This is a genomic window from Dehalococcoidia bacterium (assembly GCA_022449765.1).
Taxonomy (GTDB): domain Bacteria; phylum Chloroflexota; class Dehalococcoidia; order Lucifugimonadales; family Australimonadaceae; genus UBA2963.
Genome location: JAKUPZ010000006.1, coordinates 80,681 through 103,251, shown reverse-complemented (window position 1 = coordinate 103,251; position 22,571 = coordinate 80,681). Strand labels below are relative to the sequence as shown.

Genomic DNA, 22,571 nt, shown 5'->3' with positions numbered 1-22,571 from the left:
GCTATGACAGAGATTCCAGCTTCAGTCATCATAATTGCTGCAGGATTTGGCTCCCGGCTAATGCCTCTTACAGAGAATAAGCCTAAGTGCATGCTTCCTGTTCAATCTATTCCAATTTTGCACAGAGCTTTGAGTACATTTGATGAATTGGGATTGGATGAAATAACAGTAATTGGTGGGTACCAGGTAGAGAATTTGATATTACCTAGCGGTGTTCAGCTCGTAATAAACCCTGAGTATCAATCAAATAACATCCTCCATTCGTTATCGTATGCAAGGAATGAATTTGCTTATGGGATGGATACGGTTGTGAGCTATGCCGATATAGTTTTTGCCAAGCGAATTGTAGAAGAGCTTCTTTCCGATTCACGAGGTGAAATTTCACTTTTAGTAGATACGCGATGGAAGCGCCGGTACGATGGTCGAGACTTGCATATAGTTGCTGACGCGGAGTGGGCTAATTTTGACAGTAATGGCAGGCTATTAAAAATTGGTAAAGGGCTCATTGAGTCTCACATTGAAACGGATGATTGGGGTGAGTTTATAGGTTTAATGAAATTCACTACCAAAGGAGCGAGTATTTTTTGGGATACTTTTGAAGAAATTAATCAACAATTGAAGCCTGATCAATCTTTTCAATCTGCGCCAGAGTGGCAGAAATCGTACCTTGCGGATCTATTTCAAGAACTGGTAGATAGAGGGATTCCTGTTAATTGCGTTCCTGTTGAAGGTGGATGGGAAGAGATTGATACCAAAGAGGATTATGATTATGCGCAAGACTTCAATTTCTCACAATAAAGATTATGTATTTTCGATGAGCTGAATGTAGTGAAAGGATTTTTGATTGAGCGGTATTGGTTTTAAGGAAATAAGAGCCTCTATGCACGAGGCAAAACTCGCTTCCGACCGAAGGAATTTTTGGGTCTGGATTGCAATGCGCCCACTATCTTTTCCCCTTACTTGGCTTGCATTGCAGCTTCGCCTTTCTCCAAACTTTGTTACTGGATTGTATTTTCTCGCGAATATAGCAGCAGCAGTCTTTTTTATTACCGCCAGTTATGAAGGAATGATTTACGGAGCATTGCTTTATAACTTGGGTCTTGTCCTTGATTGTGTTGATGGCAATATGGCTCGGACTACCGGTAAAACTTCTCCCTTGGGATGGTTTCTTGACACCTTGGGAGCAGATTTCTTCTATGGCGTATTTTTCATTCCTATTGGGATTGGAGTCGCTTTATCAGCAAACTCCAGTAGGTTCATTGAAGAGCCTTTGTGGTTCGTTGTACTGGGTTCATCTGCGACCGTTTCAATTCTTTTATATCGGATCTCCAGGATGCGCCTGCATTTAGCCTCTCTGCAATTAAATAAACCCAAAGATAGTGAAAGATCAAATAATGCTTTTCCGCAAGGTATTCGCAAAACAATTTTGGTTGTGTATAACAATGTGATGACTGCAGGAGGTAGCATGCTTCCATTGATTATTGCAGCTGCGATCTTTGAATTGGTGGATATATTTATTCTCGCGTACGGTCTTGTTGCCCCATTAGTTATTACCATTGTGATCGCCTATCACACTATACGTTTTGTAAAGGCCTCAGCTAAATAGATACCTAAGAGCAAGGGCGGGTTATAATAGCCGCACACTAACCAATATTTGGGTCATGGGATTTTCCTCAATGAATATCTATCGTGTAAATCCAACTGAAAGACTATCGGCTCTAAAAAAAATTTTGGATTCGAAAGGATTTGCGCGAGTTTTAGAAGCTCATAGCGGACTAAGTGGAATTGTTGCTGAAAGAACCCAAGTCAAAAGTCCAGACGGGACCTTGAAAGAGTTCGATGCCATTTGGGAAAGTAGCCTGACTGACTCTGCTACTAAAGGGCTCCCTGATGCTTCCATAGTAGGAACTGAGTCCCGTATACACACGATCAATGAAATTTTACAGGTAACCACTAAGCCACTGATTGTGGACGGTGATACTGGAGGCGAGATTGCTCAGTTTGAGTTTATGGTCAGTTCACTTGAACGAATTGGTGTTTCAGCTGTAATTATCGAAGATAAGGTTTTTCCTAAAAGGAATAGCCTTGATGCGTCTGCTTCACAAGAGCTTGAAGACCCTGAACGTTTCGCGGCCAAGATTAGCGCGGGCAAAGCGGCTACGGTTTCGCCGGATTTTATGATCATATCCAGGCTAGAGAGCCTTATAGCTGGCTACGGAGTGGATGACGCCCTGAAGCGCGCAGAGGTATATATAAATGCAGGTACCGACGGGATAATGATTCACTCAAACAAACCTCAACCAGAGGATTTGTTTTCTTTCGTTGAGCGGTACGAGAAGTTATGTAAATCATTAGGTAAAAGGCCTGCTTTGGTTAGCGTGCCTACGACATACAACCAATATAAAGAAGAGGAATTATCCTCTCTGGGATTTGACATTGTCATTCATGCCAATCACCAGCTGAGAGCTTCCTATAAAGCTATGCATGAGACAGCGACAATGATTTTAGAATCTGAGCGAAGCATGGAGGCTGATAGTTCTATTGCGTCGGTGAAGGAGGTCTTTTCGGTTGTTGGGTTTGACCGTGTTGTGTCTGACGATCGCGAGAGATCTCAGATCCTTAATCTTCCAGTCATTATCCCGGCGGCCGGTAAGGATCCGGTTTTTGATCAGCATCCTAAATCTTTGATTGAGATTTCAGGAAGGCCAATTCTTGATTACCAGCGAGAATCCATAGCAAAAACGGGTATTAAGAGAATTGCCATCGTGCGGGGCCATATGGGATCAGATTTTGACAGTCTTTACAAAAAAGATGAAGGGATAAATTTTTTAGAAAATACGAAATTCCTTGAAACAGGCTCTCTTCATTCTCTTTTAGTTGCACGCGATCGAATGGACGAAGGTTTTGCTCTTGTATATTCAGATATTTTGTTTGGCGCAGATATACTCCAGCGATTGATTCAGTCAGGCAAAGATATCGTTTTGGGACTAGATAATTCCTACAGGCACCACCAACACCAAATAAATAAGAAGCTTGACCTCGTAGCCACTCAGAAGGACATTGATTTTCGCCTAAGAAGACTATCTCCTCTTGAAGTTACTCAAGTTGTCAGTATTGGGAAAAATATTGATTTGGAGAATGCGGACTCAGAATTCATAGGCATGGGCTATTTTTCTGCAAAAGGTGCCGAAGCACTTATTAGAACCTACGAAGACTGCACCCAGAAACAAACAGGCTCTTTTCATGAATCAGGATCATTTGAAATGGCTTCTATCACGGATATGATCCAAGAACTTATACGTAGGGGTTTCCCTGTCCATGGGCTAGGAGTCACTCAGGGATGGATGGAAATCCATACTAATCAGGATATTGAAATTGCTGAGTCTGAGCTAGCAGCTTCATTAAATTAGAGGAGTACGTTGACTATTAGTGGCAATGACTTTTGGGAGTTTATGGTATCGAGGGATTACACATTTTTTGCAGGTGTCCCTGATTCTACATTTGGTCCTGCCTATAACGCGCTCACTTCTAATCCGCATCTGACTTACATCCCGGCAACGAGGGAAGACTCTGCACTAGGTGTTGCCTCTGCAGCATATTTCTCTGGGCAAAAAGGCGCAGTGGTGATGCAAAACTCCGGGCTAGGGAATGTAATAAATCCTCTTACGTCATTCAGTCTGATGTACGAGATACCAATTTTGCTGATTATTGGTTGGAGAGGATTCGGAGGCCACGGATCGGATGCTCCGGAGCATTGGATCATGGGAGAAAAAACGCCATCGTTCCTTGAACTTCTGGATATACCGTATGCAGTTCTAGATACAGAGCTGCATCATGAAAAAATCGACGAGCTTCTACAGTCTATTGAAATACAGCAAAAGCCTGGTGCCTTACTTGTTCCCCCCGGGGTATTTAATTGAACTCTAGGTATGAAGCAATAAAGACTTTAATGTCCTGCGTAAAAGAAACAGATGCTGTGATAAGTACGACTGGGATGATATCCCGTGAGCTTTTTTATCATCAGGATCGCTTGGGTAATTTTTATATGATTGGCTCTATGGGATTGCTGTCGTCTTTTGGCTTGGGTCTCGCGAAATTACACCCACACAGGAAATTCTTTGTTCTGGATGGTGACGGTAGCGCACTGATGAGCATGGGCACCATGGCATTGGTAGCTGCAGAGAAGCCGAGGAATTTTATTCATATTGTGCTCGATAATGAATCGTACGAATCAACAGGGGCACAACCTACCATCAGTAGATCTGTTCCAATTGGTGAAATTGCACAGGCTTCAGGTTATGCAAGTACTGCAAGCGTCAAAAGCTGTGCAGAACTTGCTGTAGAGCTAGAGCGATGCTTGGTCAAAGATGGCCCACATTGCATTCTCATAAAAGTAGGAATAGAACCAATACCGAATATTCCTCGCATAACTTATTCCCCCAATGAAATCAGGGACAGGTTTCGGTCTTTCCTGATGGAGAATACAGATGGATAGTACGGGTGATCAGTATTGGCTGCCTACTGAAATTATTTTTGGAGAGGGTGAATTAGATCACCTTGCAGAATATGTACCAGAGTCCGCAAAAAAAATACTAATAATTAGCGGATCAAAGGCACTTCGAAGCCAGGGAGTGCATGATCGCCTTCTGACTATGCTAGGTACTGAGAGAGTAGTTTTCTACGAAGGTGTGCCGTCTAATCCCGTACCCCAAGATATTGATAATGCCGTTAATGCTGCGGTGAGTAATCAATGTGACGTGGTGATTGGAATTGGTGGCGGGAGCGTAATTGACGTAGCCAAGTGCGTTGCACTTCTAAGTACACAACCTGCACCCGTGAAAGGATTCCTGCGAGGAGATCAGGCAATAAAAATCCCAGGCATACCATGTATTGCTGTTCCCTCCACGGCTGGTACTGGTTCAGAAGTCACAAAATGGGCAACAGTATGGGATCCTATCGAGAAGAGGAAATACTCCCTCGATCATGATTTCCTTTATCCCAAGGTCGCCTTAGTTGACCCAACGCTCACGTATTCGATGCCAGATTGGGTAACAGCGACCACTGGCTTGGATGCCCTTACCCAGGCGATAGAGGCCTACTGGTCTAAGGCTTCCCAACCTACATCCGATATGTACGCTCTTGCCGCTGTTAGGAAAATCATTAGCAACTTGAAAGATGCCTTTGATTCAAATGATCCTTTGGCACGAAGGGAGGTTGCGGCTGGAAGTCTTATGGCGGGCCAAGCTTTTTCTAACACCAGAACAACGATTTGCCATTCGCTTTCTTATCCCATGACTGCTAACTGGGGAATAGTTCATGGTCAGGCAGTTTCAATCACGCTGCCTGTTTTCCTTGAGGCCAATGCTGAAGTCCTCGCCGAGAAAATTGACCCTCTTCTAGAAGCATTGGAAGTTCCTAAACTAGGTGATGGAGTTTCCAGTATAAGGAATTTAATGGAAGCAATTGGTTTAAAAATCCGCCTCAGTGATTTAGGGATCGATGAAGTTGGGTTAAGCAGGGTTATTGATGAAGGTTATTACCCCGAGCGTGCAGATAACAATCCGGTGAAGTACACATCGGAGGAAATACGCTTGCTGCTTCAAGAAATTCTCTGATTGCTTATTTATAAGAAAAGTGCACAATTGCCTTTAGACTCAAGATTGAAATATTGGCTAGCGGTATAGGAGGAGCGAAATGATTATTGACATGCATGGGCACCTTAATGCCCCATCTGAGCTCTATGCATATAAGGCTGGATTACTTTCGAGCCGAGGCGCATATACTCATTGGAACGGTATACCAGATGAGAAGTTAAAACCTGTCATAGAAAACCATATTGCTACTGTTTTGGACCAAGTTGGAACGGATATGCAGTTCCTTTCTCCTCGACCTTTTCAGTTAATGCATTCCGAGAAACCTGGCCGTTTAGTAGACGCTTTTTGCAAAGCTAATAACGACTTAATTGCTAAGACTGTGGAAATGTTTCCCGCTAGGTACCAAGCGGTCGCGGGGCTGCCGCAGCTTCATGGTGAGCCCGTGGACGTTGTGTTTGAAGAACTAGATCGCTGCGTTAATGACCTTGGCTTTATCGGGATCATGATCAACCCTGACCCTTCTGAGGGATTGGATAACGACACTCCTCCTATGGGAGATGAATACTGGTACCCGTTGTATGAAAAAATGGTCAAGTACGACGTACCGGCAATCATTCATTCTGCATCTTGCAAGAATATACGTGAATCTTATACCGGCCACTTCATAACTGAAGAAAGCATACAGACTGTTTCACTTTGCGATTCGACGGTTTTTGAAGATTTTCCTGATTTGAAAATCATTATGTGCCATGGCGGAGGGTCTATTCCTTACCAGATTGGGCGCTGGCGTGCACTTCGGTGGCGTACACCCAATGCCAAGCCTTTTGATGAAAGTCTCCGCCAGCTCTATTTTGATTCAGTCTTGTACAACAAAGAAGGACTGGAATTATTGTTCAAAATTGTAGGCACTGATCGGTGTATGTTTGGTACTGAACGACCTGGGACAGGCTCTTCAAAGGATCCCAATACAGGATTATGGCTAGACGATTTAAAACCGGTAGTAGAGAGTATAGATTGGTTGACTGATGAAGACAGGTCAAACATATTTGAGGATGTTACACGTAAAGTGTTCCCGCGGTTTAAGGGTTAAACATGATAGATACTTATTATGATGTTTTTGAAAGCTCATGGGGGTGGATTGCTGTATGCGGCTCTGATAAGGGAATCAGATATGGAACATTGCCTGAGCCTACTTTGGATCGGGCAATTTTTGATCTTGAGTCTGTTATGCGCCGCCCTTTACCTGAATTGGAGCCAGGGAGTTTCAGTGCGTTTGGTCGACAAATAGAAGAATATTTCCAAGGAACAAGAAAATCTTGGGATGTTGAGCTCGATCTTGAAGACGCAACTGCTTTCTTTCGTAGAGCATGGGACGCCTGCCAGAGTATTCCTTTCGGAGAGACAAGAAGCTATAAATGGCTGGCGTTATCAGCTGGCAATATTAGAGCTTCTCGGGGCGCGGGTCAGGCAATGGCCCGGAATAGAATTCCTATTGTAATTCCTTGTCATCGTGTAATTGGTGAAGACGGTGGACTACATGGTTTTGGTGGACCTGGATTACCAATGAAAAAAAGGCTTTTGGAGCTTGAGAAAAATAATTAGGCAGCAGAAGTGTTAGCTTCTTCCTCAACGCTAATGGTGTCACTACTTCCGGTCAGTTCAATTAACCTTTCGGATAGTTCTTCGCAGAACCCAGTACGAATAATGGGCATTTCAAGCCTCCATTGAGTACCGTCTTTATGGATCATTAGATCTACTCGATCGTTCCCTGGGTATTCTAAAAGAGTTTGCAGTATGGCCTTTAATAGAAATTGATCTTCCTCTGGTTTATCAGTTTCAGTTAAATTAACTAAAAGCATTCTTGAATGATCATTATCTGCTTGGTTTGACTCGAAATGATTGATAGTGTCCTCCGTGACATGAGTCGACGAATCTAGGTTAGATTCTTGGATTATGGTCTTTTGATTTTGGGTATCAGTCTGTTGCAGAATGCTATTCGACTCACTATCAATTTGTAGAGGAGGTTTGAGCGCAATATTTTCTGGAACATCCAATTCAGATGCTTGATCGCAATGAACAGAAATCTCCTCATCTCTTCTTCTTACAGGTCCAGTTAGCTGGAGTAATGATCCTTCAATCCATAAATGTGAAGTTTTCTCATAAGCCCGACTCCAAATCGCAATGTCTATGGTAGATCCGTCAAAAATTTCCACTCCAGCGAAGCAAATACGCCTTCCTTGGCGATCAGCAGTTATCCTGACTGATGCAACTTCACCAGCAATAATCACTCGTTCCCCATCAGAAAATGCTTCTAGGAGATCTTTTGAAAGTACAGCACCTTCAGGTGCATAACGTGGGTCTAATATCCGGGGGCCTAAGGAAACTCCTAAGAGCTCCCGTTCCCAGCCAATTTTTTCACGGTCCGTAGGTTCGGGGGAATCCAGCAGTTGTACCTCTGCAAGAGGCGTGGGCACTGAAGACCCAAAAAGGTCGAACATAGTTGATTGCCCGCTTTCTTTTAGCTGGGCTTCACGTTGCATAAGCTGGGTAATTGAGTCTACGCTTGCAACAAGCTGGCCTCGTTGCCCGAAAACGTCCAAGGCTCCGACTTTGGATAAGCTTTCAATGACGCGTCGATTTGCGGCGTCCGTTCCCCCTCGTCGTGAAAAATCTGCAAGTGACTTAAACGGACCATTCTTTTTTCTATCCTGAACCAATGATTCAATAGCCAATGCCCCTACATTCTTTATTGATGCTAGCCCGAATCTTATTGATGGTTTTTCAGAAGCGGAGGAATCAATAGAGAAATCAACGTCACTGTGGTTAATATGTGGTGGTAGTACAGGTATATCCAATCGAGTACATTCAGCTACGGCAGGCCCAATTTTCTCCGCATTGCCTTCATAGGCGTTGAGTACACAGGTCAAAAATTCAATTGGGTAATTAGCTTTAAAGTAAGCGGTCCAATAAGCAACAACCGCATAACTAACGCTATGTGCTTTGTTAAATGCGTAGCCTGCAAAAGGCTCAATCAGATCAAATACTGATCCGGCAATTTTTTCATCGTAGCCTAGCTTAATTGCTCCTTCGGTGAAGTTTTCGCGCTCCTGTTGCATGAGTGACGATATCTTTTTCCCCATGGCTTTACGGACAATATCTGCTTGTCCCAGCGTGTAGCCAGCAAATTTCCTTAAGATGTGCAGAACTTGGTCTTGATATACGATGACTCCGTAAGTCTCTTTCAGAATCTCTTCTAGTGCAGGATGCGGATATTTAATAGGAACTTTGCCATACTTAGAATCGATGTATGTTGCTATATGCTCCATCGGCCCTGGCCTATAAAGAGCTACCATTGCAGCTAATTCGGCCAGGCTGCCAGGCTTAAGGTCTTTGATATAGCGTCTCATTCCAGGGCTTTCCAATTGGAAAATTGCAGTGGTTTCTCCGCTTGCTAGCAAATCATAGGTGGTGGGGTCGTCAAATGGGATTTCGGGCAGAAGTATATTCACTCCATGCCTTTCAAGAACAAGTTTTGCCGCTTTACTCAGGATTGAATAATTTATAAGCCCAAGGAAATCCATTTTAAGCAGACCAAGTTTTGCTACTGGTTCCATCGCGTATTGAGTCATGGCAACACTGGACTCATCCCCTTTAGTGGGACGCTGTAAAGGCACATGGTCAATTAGCGGGTCTTCTGAAATTACGACTGCTGCTGCGTGTGTACTAGCGTGCCTTGTTACACCTTCAAGTCCTTTTGCAGTATCAATAAGTAAGCGTAGCCTTGGGTCATTTTCGTAGGATTCCTTCATTTCGGGTGAAAGCTCGAATGCCTGGTCAATTGTCATGCCAACCCTAGTTGGAATGAATTTAGCCACCCGATCGACATCTGCATACGACATTCCCAGTGCTCTTCCGGAATCTCGAATTGCTGCTTTAGCACCTAATGTTCCAAATGTAATGATTTGAGCAACATGATCACGGCCATATTTCTCGGTGACATACCGTATAGCTTCCTCACGCCGATCATCTTGGAAATCCATATCAATATCGGGCATTTCTTTTCGTTCAATATTCAAGAAACGCTCAAATACTAGACTGTAATCAAGAGGATCAATGTCAGTAACTCCTAAGCAATAAAGGGCTAATGATGATGCTGCGCTACCTCTCACACCAAATACTATGTCGTTTTGCCTAGCGAATTTGGCAATATCCCAAACGACTAAGAAATAGTTTGGATATTGTGTTTCAGAGATAACATCTAATTCATAGCCTAATCGTTCCTTTGATGATTCAGTTGCTCCCTCAGGATAACGGGAGTCGAATCCCTGCCAGCATAGATTCCTGAGATAAGTATCCGCATTTTCATCGTTGGGCGTTCGGTATTGTGGTAGGTGTAAAGTCGAAAAATCTAGGCTGACGTCGGTTGAATCAGCAATCAATTGCGTGTTCGAAACTGCTTCAGGAATATCAATAAAAAGCTCTTTCATTTCCTCAGGGCTTTTTAGATAAAAAGATTCATCGGAAAAGCGAAACCTTGCTTCATCTTCTACAGTAGAGTTGGTACCAATGCAAAGCAATACATCATGCAGTGTGGATTCTTCTTTATCTACATAATGAAGATCATTTGTGGCTACTAATGGAATGTCTAATTCTTCACCAAGCTTAAGAATTCCTTCATTTAAGGGATCTAAGAAATCAAGATTTTCGTGGCGTTGTATTTCTAAATAGAATTCTGGGAATGAGTCCATGCACCATTTTGCAATTTCACGGGCGTTGTTGTAGTCACCGTTAATGAGTGCCGTCGATAATTCGGAGCTAGGGCATCCTGAGAAGACAATTAATCCGTCTGCAAGCTCCTCAAGGAGTTCGTGGTCAACTCTTGGTTTGTAGTAGAAACCTTCAAGATGGCCTTTTGAAGAAAGTTTCATTAAATTCCGGTAACCCTCATTATTTTTCGCAAGTACCGTTAAGTGTGTATAGGCTTTGTCTCCAGTACGTTTGTCGAACCTGCTTCCACCGGCAACATATAGTTCACAGCCGATAATTGGTTTTATGCCAGCCTCTTTGCACGCGGTGTAAAAATCTACAACGCCGTACATTGAGCCATGGTCTGTAATCCCCAAAGAGTTCATACCTAACTCTTTGGCGCGCGTGACCATAGTGGGAATCCGGCTTAAGCCATCAAGTAGGCTATATTCAGAATGGACGTGAAGATGTGTGAAAGACAATGCAATCCGTACCTTGAAAGTCTAGGTATTATATGAACAGAACTTGCTTGTACCAAGAGTATAAAGACGTATTTATAGGCAATAAATAGCACTACTGGGTTTTATGGAAAATACGATTTTCTAGGACGCCTTTGATTCAAAGCGAGTAGATAAGGTTAATATAATTTCGTTGACCGTAGTTGCTACGGACTGCTAGCCTCAAATAGCTAGAAAGTGTACAAATTACGTGGGCAAAAATTTTACTTATAAAAGCGCGATTAGCCGGCTGTTAAGCCTCGCTGATATGGAACGAATGGCTGGTAATATTCAGCCCGAATATAAATATGATCTTTCCCGTATGTCACGGCTTGCCGATTACCTTGGATTGACGCAACCTCCTCACTTTACTGTTCACATTGCAGGAACCAAAGGTAAAGGCAGTGTGGCATCTATGATAGCGAGCATCATTCAGGACAACGGGTACCGTGTTGGGCTATATACGTCTCCTCACCTTCATACTTTTAGGGAACGAATTAGGATAAATGGTGCACCTATTTCTGAGGCTCTTTTTGCAGAGTCGCTAGGACGAGTATGGTCTTATATTGAAGATAATAATCACAATGAAATAGCTCTTCCTACTACATTTGAAATGCTTACTTCGATGGCTATGGATATTTTTAAATATGAAGAAGTAGATGTAGCGATTTTAGAGGTTGGTTTGGGAGGTAGGCTTGATGCAACGAACGTTTTTCCCTCTGATGTCGCAGTAATCACCTCGATTAGCCTTGATCACACGGCAATATTGGGGTCTACTCTTTCTGAAATTGCATCAGAAAAAGCGGGGATAATTAAGAAAGCTCAACCAGTGATATCGGCTCCTCAAGCCTTGGAAGCATCTGCAGTTATAGAAATGAAGTGCCTGGAAGTTAAAGCTGAACTTTTGCAGGTTAGTTGCGATACATCTTTTGATCAGGTCTACTCTGATCTCTCTGGTCAAAAAGTTGAAATTGTTACACCAAATGATAGCTACACCATATCTTTGCCATTGCTGGGAAAGCACCAAGCGGAAAATGCTGCAGTAGCTATAACTGCTGTTGAGCAAATGCCATTTAATTTTACTCGAGCGATTATTGAGTCAGGAATAAATAAAGTTAAATGGGATGGTCGGTTCCAAGTAGTTAGAACCAGTCCTTATTTAATAGTAGATGGAGCACATAATCCGTACTCTATGGAAAAACTTGGAATCACAATAAGCGATCATTTCCCTGAATCTAAGGTGACTGTGATATTTGGCGCATCTAAAGATAAGCAATTGGATTTATTAGCGTCGGAAGTGAGTGCTTTTGCGGATCAAGTCTACGTCGTCAATTCACGTCATCCCCGATCAGCATCACCTGCTACAGTAGAGGATGTCTTTTCAAAGTACGGAACTGTTGTAGAAATTATGCAAGAGACGGATAGAGCTATAGATAGAGCATTACGATCATCCGAACAGAATGATGTGATTATTGTTACCGGTTCTTTGTTTGTAGTTGCCGAAGCCCTCGAATGGTATTTTGGAATTCCACCTGAGTGGTATCCTGAGCTGAGTCTCCCCAAAAGCTGAGAGTAATAAAATGGATCAAATGAAAAGACGGGTTGTTGTTACTGGGATAGGTGCGGTTACCCCATTGGGAGAGAATGCAAGCGATTTCTGGAATGGGCTTGTTAATGGAGTATCGGGTGTAGGGCCTATGACTTTAGCAGATCCCAGAGATTACCCATGTCAAATTTCTGGAGAAGTTTCGGGATTTGATCCGGAAAAATATATCGAGAGGAAAGAAGCACGCCGACTTGCAAGATTTTCTCAACTTGCGATTGTAGCTACGTCTGAAGCAATTGATCAGGCTGGTATCACGCCTTCGAAAATCGACACTGAAACTATGGGTGTCTGCATAGGGAATGGCAATGGCGGTTTTCCAACCATAGATGAGAGTATGCGTATATTAGTGGAGAGAGGCGGTATGAGGCTTTCCCCGTTTTTCTTTCCGATGATTTTGCCCAATATGGCTGCAGCAAATCTTAGCCGATACTTCAGTGCAAAAGGACCAAGTAGTACTATAGTTACAGCTTGTGCTGCATCAACTCAGGCCATAGCACATGCGGTTGATCTCATAAGACTCGGACGTGCAGAAGTGATGATTTCTGGAGGAACTGAAGCTGGGATTAGTCAACTTGGTCTCGCAGGGTTTTCTGTAATGAGAGCTCTTAGTAACCGTAATGATAGTCCTCAAAAAGCGAGTCGTCCGTTTGATGCAGACAGAGACGGCTTTGTACCTGCAGAAGGAGCCGGAATCCTTATTCTTGAATCACTTGATCATGCAAAAAAACGCGGGGCAAGAATATTGGCTGAAGTACTAGGTCATGGGGAATCCTCCGATGCTAATCATCAATTTCAACCAGATGATGATGGAGGGGGAGCGGCTAGGGCGATACGCTGGGCTTTAGAAGATTCAGGCGTCGGTCCGCATGAAGTGGATTATATAAATGCACATGGGACATCAACTCCGCTCAATGACGCCTCTGAAACAATGGCCATAAAAAGAGCGTTTGGAGACCTGGCTTATAAGATCCCGATTAGTTCAACAAAATCAATGATTGGCCACGCACTTGGAGGAGCCGGTGGTATGGAGGCGGTTGCCTGCATTCAGACGTTAACTAATCAAATTATTCATCCTACTATCAACTACACTACCCCTGATCCATCATGTGACTTGGATTATGTGCCCAACGAAGCTCGAAAAACTGATGTAAAAACTATACTTTCAAATAGTTTTGGATTTGGTGGTCAAAATGCATGTGTTGTATTTAAGGCATATCAGGAAGAATAATTAATTCTTTCATTAATAATTCTGCCTGTTCCGTGCTCAACTTTAACGGTATTTTCAACAGCACCGGACCTGGTGCCAATCATAATTAATGGTTCTTCCCCTCTATTATGGAGCTGATAGAAGGATCCACCCGTTATAGTGGCCATCATACCGGGCGTAAGAGTAGCCGTACCTCCGTCAGGGAAGCTCATTGTGAGCTCACCTTCAATCACTTGAAAAGTTTGATCTTGATTATGGCAATGCATTTCATCAATTTGATCGGGTTTGTAATAATGAACCCAAGCGTGAAACCTACTAGTGTCGAGCACAACTGTTCTCTTCTTTTTCTCATGGCCAAAAGCTCTGGTGTCATAGATTTCAATAGGCATTTTTCACTCCCATTTTTTCTTTCAGATTTATGGTACCCCTGCAGGGACTCGAACCCTGGCACATGGTTTAGGAAACCACTGCTCTATCCTCCTGAGCTACAGGGGCGCATGATCACATGTAAGATTTTACCATTCTTTCAGATGATAACTTGTAGCGGTAATTATTTTATAGAGGCAGCTTGGCATAAGGAGTAGCGATGAAAGTTTTAGTAGTCGGTGGATCATCGGGAATTGGAATTGCAACAGTTAAGACTTTTGTAAATGCCAACCATGAAGTAATTGCCACTTATAGAACTAATATTCCTGAAGGGGGAGAGGGGGCTTATTGGCTAAAGGCCGATATGCTCAGTGTCGCGGATATCGAATCAATTGCTGCGAATATATCGACTATTGATCTTCTGATTCTTCTACCCGGTGTCTCTTTAGGCAAAAACTTATCTCAATATCTAGATGAAGAGATGGAAGAAGTAATAGCGGTCAATTTTACAAGTCAATTTCGTACGATCCAAAGAGTCAGGCACTGTTTAGCGCCGGATTCCCAAATCATTTTCCTTGGTTCAATCGCTGGGCAAAGAGGCTCTGCTGATCCTGTATATGGAGCAAGCAAAGGTGCGGTGCATGCCTTGGCCAAATCTTTAGCAAAATCTATGGCACCACGAACTCGAGTTAATGTTATTGCACCAGGTATGGTCACAGACACTGGCATGTATGATGCTACTGATCCGGATGTTATAAAAGGCCATTTAGAAACCTCACCTACGGGACATTTTGTCAGCGCTGACGAAATTTCTAAAATTATTATGGATATGTCACTTCCACATTGGAGGCAACTTAATGGCGCCTGTATCGACTTAAATGGCGGGCAATACTTAAGGTAATTAATGAACGAGGAATTCCTTAAGTCTTTTTAAAGCTTCACGGATTTTTTCTTGTGAATTTGCAAAAGAGATACGGACGTATCCCTCACCATATTCCCCGAATGAAGTACCTGAAAGTAAAGATATGCCCGTTTCAGTCAGGATATTTCGCTCAAACTCTTCGCTTGTGTATCCTGTACCTGTGATATTCGGGAATGCATAAAACGCACCTTTTGGCATGGGGCATGTAATTCCAGTGATACTGTTTAATCCTTCAACAAGCAGATCTCTTCGTTCTTTAAATTCTGCAACCATTTGCCGAACTGATTGCTGAGATGATTCAATGGCGGATACCGAAGCAATCTGACTGAATGCTGCAGTACATGAAACACTATTTGTTACGAGCCTAGTGACTGGTTCCACGAGGAAATCAGGGAAAATACCAAACCCTACTCTCCACCCAGTCATAGCGTAGCTCTTGGACAGCCCATCTAAAACAATTGTTCTATCCCACATACCCGGGTACTCAGTAATTGATGAATGAGTACCCTCATAATAGAAATCTTTATAAATTTCGTCTGAAAGTACAGCTGCGCCTACATCTTTAGCGAGCATAGAGATTTTTTGTAAATCAATTTCTGGTATGACGCTTCCACAGGGATTATTAGGAGAATTTACTATTATTAATTTGGTTCGTGAGTTAACTTGCCCTTGTACCTCTTCCAGATCAGGGTTATATCCCAATCGCTCATGTAGTTGCATGGGAACCGGAGTTCCCCCTGCAAATCGAATCATTGATTCATATATAGGGAATCCAGGGTTAGGGTAGAGAACTTCATCTCCTTCTTCAATTAGGGCTAGGATTGTGAAGAACATAATTGGCTTGCCACCAGGCGTAACAATGATGTTTTCCCAGGGAATATCGCGGGCATATCTACGACTTGCATCAGCAGCTATAGCTTTTCGAACTTCAGTGATGCCTGCTGAAGGCACGTAATGTGTGTAACCTGTGTCCAGTGCACTTTTCGCGGAAGCTACAATATGCTCGGGCGTATCGAAATCGGGTTCTCCTATTCCTAAGAAGATAATGTCGCGGCCCTCAGCTTCAAGGGCTTTTGCACGTGCCAATGCCTCAAAAGCTGTTTCGGTTCCTAAAAGAGACATACGAGATGCTAGATGCATTTTGCCCTCCCATCGTCAGTAATATTGAATCTATATCCAACCGACCTCAATTTTTGCGTTACCCACCCGCAATTGCAGGCAGGAAGTGCACTTCCGAATGCGACTCAAGAGGCGTTAGTAATCCCATGTTGGTGGGTTCTCCGTCAATGACTGCAGCCAATCCTTTGGCAAGTCGGGTTGTATCTTCACTGTTAAGGAGAAAACCTTTTATCCCAGGGTATAGTGAATCAAGGTTATTGATTAATTGACGCAAAGTTCCCCCTTCTACATCAATACTGGTATTTCCTCCAATATGTTTTCGTAGAGACGGCTGCATGAATACTGTTGCCAAAATCTTTAGTTGCTCACGGTTCCGTGCGTATTTTTTGTATCAGACAACGCTTCTAAAATTCGACCAGGGTTCATTGGTGTCTTGTAGAGGCGAGTACCAATAGCGTCTGCAAGTGCATTCGCAATTGCAGGGGCGGGAGGAACAATTCCCGTTTCGCCAATTCCTCTCACTCCAAATGGGTGATTAACATTTGGTATTTCAACAATGATGGTGTCGATTTTTGGAAGATCTAGTGCAGTGGGCATTCTGTAATCAAGAAAACTTGCGTTTAGCATAATCCCGTCGCCTGTTGTGTAATATTCTTCATTTAGAGCCCAGCCTATTCCTTGCGCAGCTCCACCTTGGAATTGCCCTTCCACATAAGAAGGATGCACTGCTTTCCCTGCATCTTGGGCTGCAGTATACCGAAGAATTTGGACTTTCCCTGTAGCAGGATCTACTTCTAAATCAACTAGATGTGTAGCGAAACTTCCTCCGCCAGACCCTCTGACGTTGACCGTGCCAGTTTTGGCAATAGGGCCACCAGTTTGACCGAGCTTTCCTGCGGCTTCTTTAAAACTGTACTTTTGATCAGGTGCGTCTGCATTTTCAAAATGCCCATCAGAGAAGCTTATTTTTGAAGGCTCACACTCCCAAAGCATAGCAATGCGTTCTTTTATTTCTTCTACTACCAGATTAGCAGCCTCTATTGCTGCCTGCCCGCTTGCATAAGTTGTCCTACTTCCAGCGGTGAGATCGTTGTACCCAATGCTATCGGTATCTGCGACAGACGGATGAACGTCCTCTGCAGGAATTCCCAGAATTTCAGCCGCCTGCATAGATAATGTCGTTCTGGTGCCTCCAATATCTGGATTCCCTTCGACAAGAGAAACAATACCGTCATCATTAACGTTGATTGTTACAGAAGACTTATTTCCTGCACCGTTCCAGTAACCACTGGCCATACCTCGGCCCCGTAATTTCCCGTCGGCTGTTTCGCGCGTTATCTCTGATTTGAAATGATCTGATTCTTTAATTGCTTCTAGGCAGCCTATATTTCCTATACGAGGGAAAATGGGTCCATCAGGCCTGCGGGAACCTTCCTTAGATGCATTCATTAAATGGAACTCCATAGTATCAATGCCCGCTAATTTACAAAGTTCGTCGACTAAAGCTTCGCTGGCGAAGGTCGCTTGCGGTGTGCCTGGAGCACGGTAAGCTGCAGTTTTCGACATATTGATTACGATGTCATATGCGTCAATTCTTAAATTAGGGACCTCATAGCATGCAAAAACTCCTGCAGTGGCAGCGCTGATGGAGGAACCTGGATAAGCACCAGCCATGTATTTGATGTCAGCTGTAGCTGCAAGTATTTTTCCATCCGAGTCGATACCCATCTTCACAGTAACTTCACCGCCAGGGCCGGGACCTGTGGCGTTAAATACGGCTGGTCTGTCCATAAGTATTTTTACCGGACGTCCAGATTTTTTTGAAAGTAGCGAAGCTAATGGTTCTAAGTAAAGACCAATTTTCCCCCCGAATCCCCCGCCTATCTCCATTGGTACAACTTTTATGTCAGACATCGGCATATCTAGAATGGTTGCTAAGCCTTTTCGGACACCGAAGGGAGCTTGCGTGCTCGTGTAAGCCGTTAGCTTCCCATCGGGGCTGTAAAAAGCCGTGCCATTATGTGGTTCAATATAGCCTTGATGCGCACGTGAAATGCTGTAAGTTCTCTCTAGTACAGTAGACGATTTTTCGAATCCTGCTTCTGGGTCGCCAAACTCCGCTCTGGTGTGTGCAGCTATATTTGTCTGCGTAACTGATTCACCCAGATGATCACCAACCAATGCAGGGTGGATAATTACTGCGTCTTTTGCCATGGCATCTTCAATAGTGACAACTGCTTTAAGTGGCTCGTATTCAACTTCAATGAGCTTCAATGCCTCCAACGCAGAGTTGAGATCAGTGGCTGCCACAGCGGCAACCGGATGCCCTTTATAAATTACCGTATCGTATGCCATGACCCGTTCGCTCGCCCATTTTTTTTCCAAATCAAGCTCGGCCGAAGGCTGAAGGGGCATATCCTTTCCAGTTATTACGGCATAGACACCACTCGCCTGTTCAGCTTTACTGGTATCAAGCTTTTTTATTCTTGCATGGGCATAAGGGCTTCGAAGTACGGCTCCATGAATCAGCCCCGCTAATTTGATGTCTGCACCGTACAGCGCTCTTCCGAGGACTTTATCGACACCGTCGTGTCGAATTGGGCGCGTCCCAATTACCTTAAATTTCTGTTTACTTGGTTCTGAAACGGTGGTCATTTTAGCTCCTAGTAATTTCTCTTATTCAGATGCTTTTTCTACTGCTCGGATAATTTTATCGTAGCCTGTGCAACGGCAAAGGTTTCCAGCAAGCCACATGCGAATTCTATTCTCGTTAGGATGTGGTTCGCGATCAAGCAGAGCTTTGGCTGCGACTAAAAACCCAGGTGTGCAAATACCACACTGCAAGGCTGCCTCTTCTAGAAAAGCTTGCTGTAGCGGGTGTAGTCCATCAGGAGGAGCCATGCCCTCAATTGTATCTATAGATGCCCCTTCTACCTCAGCACCTAGTACTAGGCATGAATCAACGATTCGTCCATTAATTGAGACTGTGCAGGCTCCGCAGTTACCGTCGTTACAGCCTTCTTTGGTTCCAGTCAGCCCTAGTATTTCGCGTAGCGTCTCCAGCAGGGATTGGTACGGAGCAACTAGAAATTCTACGTTTTGTCCATTGAGTTCGCAGCTTACAGCTACTTTTTTGGGTTGATTTACTGAAGTCATGGCTTTCCTATGAGTTATTCTTTGCTCTTTCCAGAGCAGTGGCGAGTGTTCTTTGCGTAAGGACACGTACTAACTGTAATCGCTGGGCGGGCGTTCCCCTCATATCGTTAATGGGTGAAGCCTCTGTCACAGCTATTTCAGCTGCCTGCTCAAAGACATTCAAATCAGGTGATTTACCTGAAAGAAAATTAGAACTTTCTTCTGCGAATATGGGCGTAGGCCCAACCGCGCCAAGCGCAATTCGGGCATTGGTAATTTTCGTTCCAGAATCATCAAGCGTTATAGCGCTTCCTACGCTTGCGATCGCAATGTCCATTTCATTACGTGGTATAAATCTTTCATAAGCTGCCCCAAATCCTTCAGCTGGGAGTGGCATTTCGACCGATATCAGCATCTCATCATCCGCTAAGGTATTTTTGCCAGGACCAGTACAAAATTCTTCCACCGGTACAATGCGTGTGCCTTTACTCGATCTAATGTTTGCTACAGCGCTATGTACGATGAGCGGGCAAATACCATCAGCGCTTGGAGAAGCATTACAGAGATTCCCTCCAATACTTGCCCGTGACTGTATCTGTATGCCGCCAATTAACGAAGCTGCATCAATTAATCCTGGATAGAGCATCGCAACATCATTATTTTCATAAATTTGATAGCACGGAACAGCTGACCCAATAATTAAAGATTTATTCAATTGAAGAGTTGTCACTTCAGGGACGCGCTTAATATCAACAATTGCGTCAATTTCAAAACGCTCTCCTCTAAGCTGTACTAGAAGATCAGTACCTCCAGCCAATATACGGGCTCTGGGGCCATTCTGGGAGAGAACAGTTAAAATTTCTTCTATCGAATTTGCCGCAATATAATTAAATGGATGCAAGAGATCACCGTAATATATGGATATTGCTGTTCATCGCTATTGGCCCATTATCTCGGAAGCTCCTTGCATCCGCAATAACATATAGATTGGCGATTGTATTCCTTAAGTTTTTTCAATTAAGGAAATGCCCGTAAATTAATCACACATTAATTGAATTCGTTATTTTTACCCATTACTTGCTACCTGTCTGCCACATCACTACAATGCCGACGTCACTTTTATTGAGTGGACATAAAGAATAGGTTTTGGACCGGGAGGTAGTGGTTCGTGGCTGAGGAAACCAATCGATTGTTTGTGGGTAATATGCCATTCCGTATGACTCAAGATGAATTGTACGATCTTTTTGCGCAGGCTGGAGGAGTAGCGTCTGTTCACGTTCCTACCGATCGTGAGACAGGTCGCCCAAGAGGTTTCGGCTTCGTGGAGATGGACGATCCAACTAGTAAGGATCAGGCGATTCAGATGTTTAACGGGTACTCTGTAAGTGGCAGATCCTTGGTAGTAAACGAGGCGCGACCTCGTGAACAGCGGTCTTATTAGTCTGTAGACTACAAGGACGTTTAGACCGGCATTGCTACATCCATATACTTGTAGCCGGTGCCTGTGTTCATTAGCAAGGTCTCGTCATCGGGAGATAAAAATCCACTAGATAGTAGTTTTTTGTACCCTGCTAACGTAGCAGCGCCCTCGGGAGCTGCCCAAATTCCTTCGGAGATACCTATTTCTCGAGTTGATTCAAGGATTTCTTCGTCGGTAACCGTTATCGCGGTTCCAGAGCTTTCGCGAACAGCATCAAGAATTAAATAATCTCCCACTGCGGAAGGTACTCTGATCCCTGAGGCGATGGTTGAGGCATTTTCCCAAGGCTCTGCGAATCGCTCACCTTTCTCAAACGCCCGAACTATAGGGGCACACCCGCTTGCTTGCACAACTATCATTTTGGGGCGCTTGCTGCCTATCCATCCCAATCGTTCCATTTCATCGAATGCCTTCCACATACCAACTATTCCTGTTCCGCCCCCTGTTGGATACACGATGACATCGGGTAAGCGCCAACCAAGGTCCAGCGCAATTTCATACCCCATAGTTTTTTTCCCTTCAACGCGGTAAGGCTCCCGGAGGGTAGATACATCAAACAATCCTAATTCTGCTGCTTTTTCGCGAGATAATTTACCCGCATCAGATATCAATCCGTCGACAAGCGTAAGGTTTGCTCCTGCTAATATAGTTTCTTTTTGGTTTGCATCAGGAGCATCTTTAGGCATGAAAACAAAGCACTCTATGTCTGCTCGAGCACAATACGAAGCAAGGGACCCAGCAGCATTCCCTGCAGAGGGAACAGTCAGTCGCTTTAGTCCGAGTTCCTTAGCCTTTGATACTGCAGCAGAAAGCCCTCGAGCCTTGAATGAACCAGTTGGGTTGATACCTTCATCTTTAATAAATAATGTTTTCACTCCGTGCTGAGCTTCAAGTTTTTTTGCACGTAGCATGGGGGTTCCGCCTTCGCCAAGAGAAACAATATTGTCTTCATTGCGAATAGGCATCAATTCGAAAAAGCGCCACATGTTTCGTGGTCGTTGAATGAAAGAGTTAGGGTCTAAGGATTGCTTGGCAGCATCTAAGTCGTAACGCGGATATAAAACCTTCTGTGCGTTTGGAGATAGGCTGTGAGGTTCGTCGGCATTAAATATTTCGCCAGTTTCAGTGCATTCGAGGTGTGAGAGAAAATTATTCATTCTTAACCTATATAGGATAGAACGCCAGCTTGCTAGCCCAGCCAGCGTCGAACTTTAGCCAAAAAGCTTTGATTATCGATTTGTTCTATAACCTGACCTCGCCATTTTTTTTCGATGATTGGAGCAGGTTTTGCAAAGAATAAAATATAAGAAGTAACCAGTAACCCCGTGCCCACTAGTGCCAGAGGTCTTGAAAAATTTTGACCACTTATTTCTAGACCAGTGGCAATAATTAGGGAAAGTATGCCTATCTTTAACGCAGATCGCGTTTTGAAGAAACTCCAAAGTGGATGGACAATATTTTTTCTTGCTTTGTTGCGCGTTATTGATCTTTTACTTTCTGGCGAGTGAATATCAAAACTATCTATTTGTCCAAGGATATCCTCTATTTCATTTTCATAGCGGTTAGGCATTTAATATTCCTTAAAGCACGCATTGATACACATTATTAGTATAGTTCTTAGGGTATAGACTCTTGATGACATGTTGGAATATTAAAGCAGGACATCATTGCACCAGTTGATAATTTTTGACATACCAGCCCTTCATTGTGATGGCTGCATAGATTCACTCAAAAGCGTTTTAGAAAATTTCCCAGGTATTTCTTTAGTTGCTGGCGACCTTGAGTCGCTTACGCTTTCAGTCAGCTATGATGAATCCTCAATTACACCAGAAGCCATCAAACTACAGCTTGCGGCTGTTGGTTATGTAGTCGCAGGTACTCAATTCCCTAATAATTAAA

22 protein-coding genes and 1 tRNA gene are annotated in these 22,571 nt (G+C 43.7%); 13 read left to right on the top strand and 10 right to left on the bottom strand.

Features of this window, described 5'->3' with window-relative positions; genetic code table 11:
• The 8 genes from MK127_04235 to MK127_04200 all read left to right on the top strand — a co-directional run.
• On the top strand, positions 1-798 hold a 798-nt coding region (locus MK127_04235), incomplete at its 5' end, for a phosphocholine cytidylyltransferase family protein (GenBank protein MCH2532004.1).
• A gap of 46 nt (positions 799-844) precedes the next feature.
• Complete coding sequence (locus MK127_04230) at positions 845-1,606, top strand: CDP-alcohol phosphatidyltransferase family protein (GenBank protein ID MCH2532003.1); 762 nt, start codon at positions 845-847, stop codon at positions 1,604-1,606.
• A gap of 70 nt (positions 1,607-1,676) precedes the next feature.
• Complete coding sequence (gene aepX / locus MK127_04225) at positions 1,677-3,410, top strand: phosphoenolpyruvate mutase (protein ID MCH2532002.1); 1,734 nt, start codon at positions 1,677-1,679, stop codon at positions 3,408-3,410.
• Positions 3,411-3,419: 9 nt separating this feature from the next.
• Positions 3,420-3,920: a hypothetical protein gene (locus tag MK127_04220; GenBank protein MCH2532001.1), complete on the top strand. Its 501-nt coding sequence runs from the start codon at positions 3,420-3,422 to the stop codon at positions 3,918-3,920.
• Positions 3,917-4,495 (top strand): thiamine pyrophosphate-dependent enzyme, encoded by a 579-nt coding sequence (locus tag MK127_04215; GenBank protein MCH2532000.1) that lies wholly within the window; start codon positions 3,917-3,919, stop codon positions 4,493-4,495. Before MK127_04220 ends, MK127_04215 begins: the two co-directional genes overlap by 4 nt.
• Positions 4,488-5,615 carry an iron-containing alcohol dehydrogenase gene (locus tag MK127_04210; GenBank protein ID MCH2531999.1) on the top strand — a complete coding sequence of 376 codons (1,128 nt, stop codon included), beginning with the start codon at positions 4,488-4,490 and terminating at the stop codon, positions 5,613-5,615. Before MK127_04215 ends, MK127_04210 begins: the two co-directional genes overlap by 8 nt.
• 79 nt (positions 5,616-5,694) lie before the next feature.
• Positions 5,695-6,684, top strand: coding sequence for an amidohydrolase (locus tag MK127_04205; GenBank protein ID MCH2531998.1), 990 nt, complete (start codon positions 5,695-5,697; stop codon positions 6,682-6,684).
• A gap of 2 nt (positions 6,685-6,686) precedes the next feature.
• The gene (locus tag MK127_04200) at positions 6,687-7,196 is read left to right on the top strand and encodes a methylated-DNA--[protein]-cysteine S-methyltransferase (protein MCH2531997.1); all 510 of its coding nucleotides are present in this window, start codon (positions 6,687-6,689) and stop codon (positions 7,194-7,196) included.
• On the opposite strand, the gene MK127_04195 is transcribed toward MK127_04200, so the two are convergent.
• Positions 7,193-10,822 carry a DNA polymerase III subunit alpha gene (locus MK127_04195; GenBank protein MCH2531996.1) on the bottom strand — a complete coding sequence of 1,210 codons (3,630 nt, stop codon included), beginning with the start codon at positions 10,820-10,822 and terminating at the stop codon, positions 7,193-7,195. The genes MK127_04200 and MK127_04195 overlap by 4 nt on opposite strands.
• Positions 10,823-11,114: 292 nt before the next feature.
• Between MK127_04195 and MK127_04190 the strand changes: the two genes are divergently transcribed.
• Positions 11,115-12,407, top strand: a complete 1,293-nt coding sequence (locus MK127_04190; protein MCH2531995.1) for a bifunctional folylpolyglutamate synthase/dihydrofolate synthase — start codon at positions 11,115-11,117, stop codon at positions 12,405-12,407.
• A 19-nt stretch (positions 12,408-12,426) separates the two neighbouring features.
• Positions 12,427-13,671 carry a beta-ketoacyl-ACP synthase II gene (gene fabF / locus MK127_04185; GenBank protein MCH2531994.1) on the top strand — a complete coding sequence of 415 codons (1,245 nt, stop codon included), beginning with the start codon at positions 12,427-12,429 and terminating at the stop codon, positions 13,669-13,671.
• Here the strand turns inward: fabF and MK127_04180 are convergent.
• Both MK127_04180 and MK127_04175 read right to left on the bottom strand, forming a co-directional pair.
• The gene (locus tag MK127_04180) at positions 13,659-14,039 is read right to left on the bottom strand and encodes a cupin domain-containing protein (GenBank protein ID MCH2531993.1); all 381 of its coding nucleotides are present in this window, start codon (positions 14,037-14,039) and stop codon (positions 13,659-13,661) included. The two genes, fabF and MK127_04180, sit on opposite strands and share 13 nt — an antisense overlap.
• Before the next feature lie 30 nt (positions 14,040-14,069).
• Positions 14,070-14,145: transfer RNA gene (locus tag MK127_04175), tRNA-Arg, on the bottom strand.
• Positions 14,146-14,236: 91 nt separating this feature from the next.
• Between MK127_04175 and MK127_04170 the strand changes: the two genes are divergently transcribed.
• A complete protein-coding gene (locus MK127_04170) occupies positions 14,237-14,917 on the top strand; it encodes an SDR family oxidoreductase (GenBank protein ID MCH2531992.1) in 681 nt (226 codons plus the stop codon).
• Here the strand turns inward: MK127_04170 and MK127_04165 are convergent, their stop codons facing one another.
• From MK127_04165 to MK127_04145, 5 genes are read right to left on the bottom strand one after another with little or no spacing between them, the layout of a single operon-like run.
• Entirely contained in the window at positions 14,918-16,078 is a 1,161-nt protein-coding gene (locus MK127_04165; GenBank protein MCH2531991.1) for a pyridoxal phosphate-dependent aminotransferase, read from the bottom strand.
• Positions 16,079-16,136: 58 nt separating this feature from the next.
• Positions 16,137-16,409 (bottom strand): MoaD/ThiS family protein, encoded by a 273-nt coding sequence (locus tag MK127_04160; GenBank protein MCH2531990.1) that lies wholly within the window; start codon positions 16,407-16,409, stop codon positions 16,137-16,139.
• A gap of 5 nt (positions 16,410-16,414) precedes the next feature.
• Positions 16,415-18,712, bottom strand: coding sequence for a xanthine dehydrogenase family protein molybdopterin-binding subunit (locus tag MK127_04155; GenBank protein MCH2531989.1), 2,298 nt, complete (start codon positions 18,710-18,712; stop codon positions 16,415-16,417).
• Between the two features lie 21 nt (positions 18,713-18,733).
• The gene (locus tag MK127_04150; protein ID MCH2531988.1) at positions 18,734-19,213 is read right to left on the bottom strand and encodes a (2Fe-2S)-binding protein; all 480 of its coding nucleotides are present in this window, start codon (positions 19,211-19,213) and stop codon (positions 18,734-18,736) included.
• A gap of 7 nt (positions 19,214-19,220) precedes the next feature.
• A complete protein-coding gene (locus MK127_04145; protein ID MCH2531987.1) occupies positions 19,221-20,093 on the bottom strand; it encodes a xanthine dehydrogenase family protein subunit M in 873 nt (290 codons plus the stop codon).
• A gap of 303 nt (positions 20,094-20,396) precedes the next feature.
• Between MK127_04145 and MK127_04140 the strand changes: the two genes are divergently transcribed.
• Positions 20,397-20,633, top strand: coding sequence for an RNA-binding protein (locus tag MK127_04140; GenBank protein ID MCH2531986.1), 237 nt, complete (start codon positions 20,397-20,399; stop codon positions 20,631-20,633).
• A 20-nt stretch (positions 20,634-20,653) separates the two neighbouring features.
• Here MK127_04140 and MK127_04135 read toward each other — a convergent pair whose 3' ends face one another.
• Positions 20,654-21,829, bottom strand: coding sequence for a threonine synthase (locus tag MK127_04135; GenBank protein MCH2531985.1), 1,176 nt, complete (start codon positions 21,827-21,829; stop codon positions 20,654-20,656).
• A 32-nt stretch (positions 21,830-21,861) separates the two neighbouring features.
• Positions 21,862-22,242, bottom strand: coding sequence for a hypothetical protein (locus tag MK127_04130; GenBank protein ID MCH2531984.1), 381 nt, complete (start codon positions 22,240-22,242; stop codon positions 21,862-21,864).
• Between the two features lie 97 nt (positions 22,243-22,339).
• On the opposite strand from MK127_04130, the gene MK127_04125 reads away from it, so the two are divergent.
• A complete protein-coding gene (locus MK127_04125; GenBank protein MCH2531983.1) occupies positions 22,340-22,570 on the top strand; it encodes a heavy-metal-associated domain-containing protein in 231 nt (76 codons plus the stop codon).
• Position 22,571: the final 1 nt, after the last annotated feature.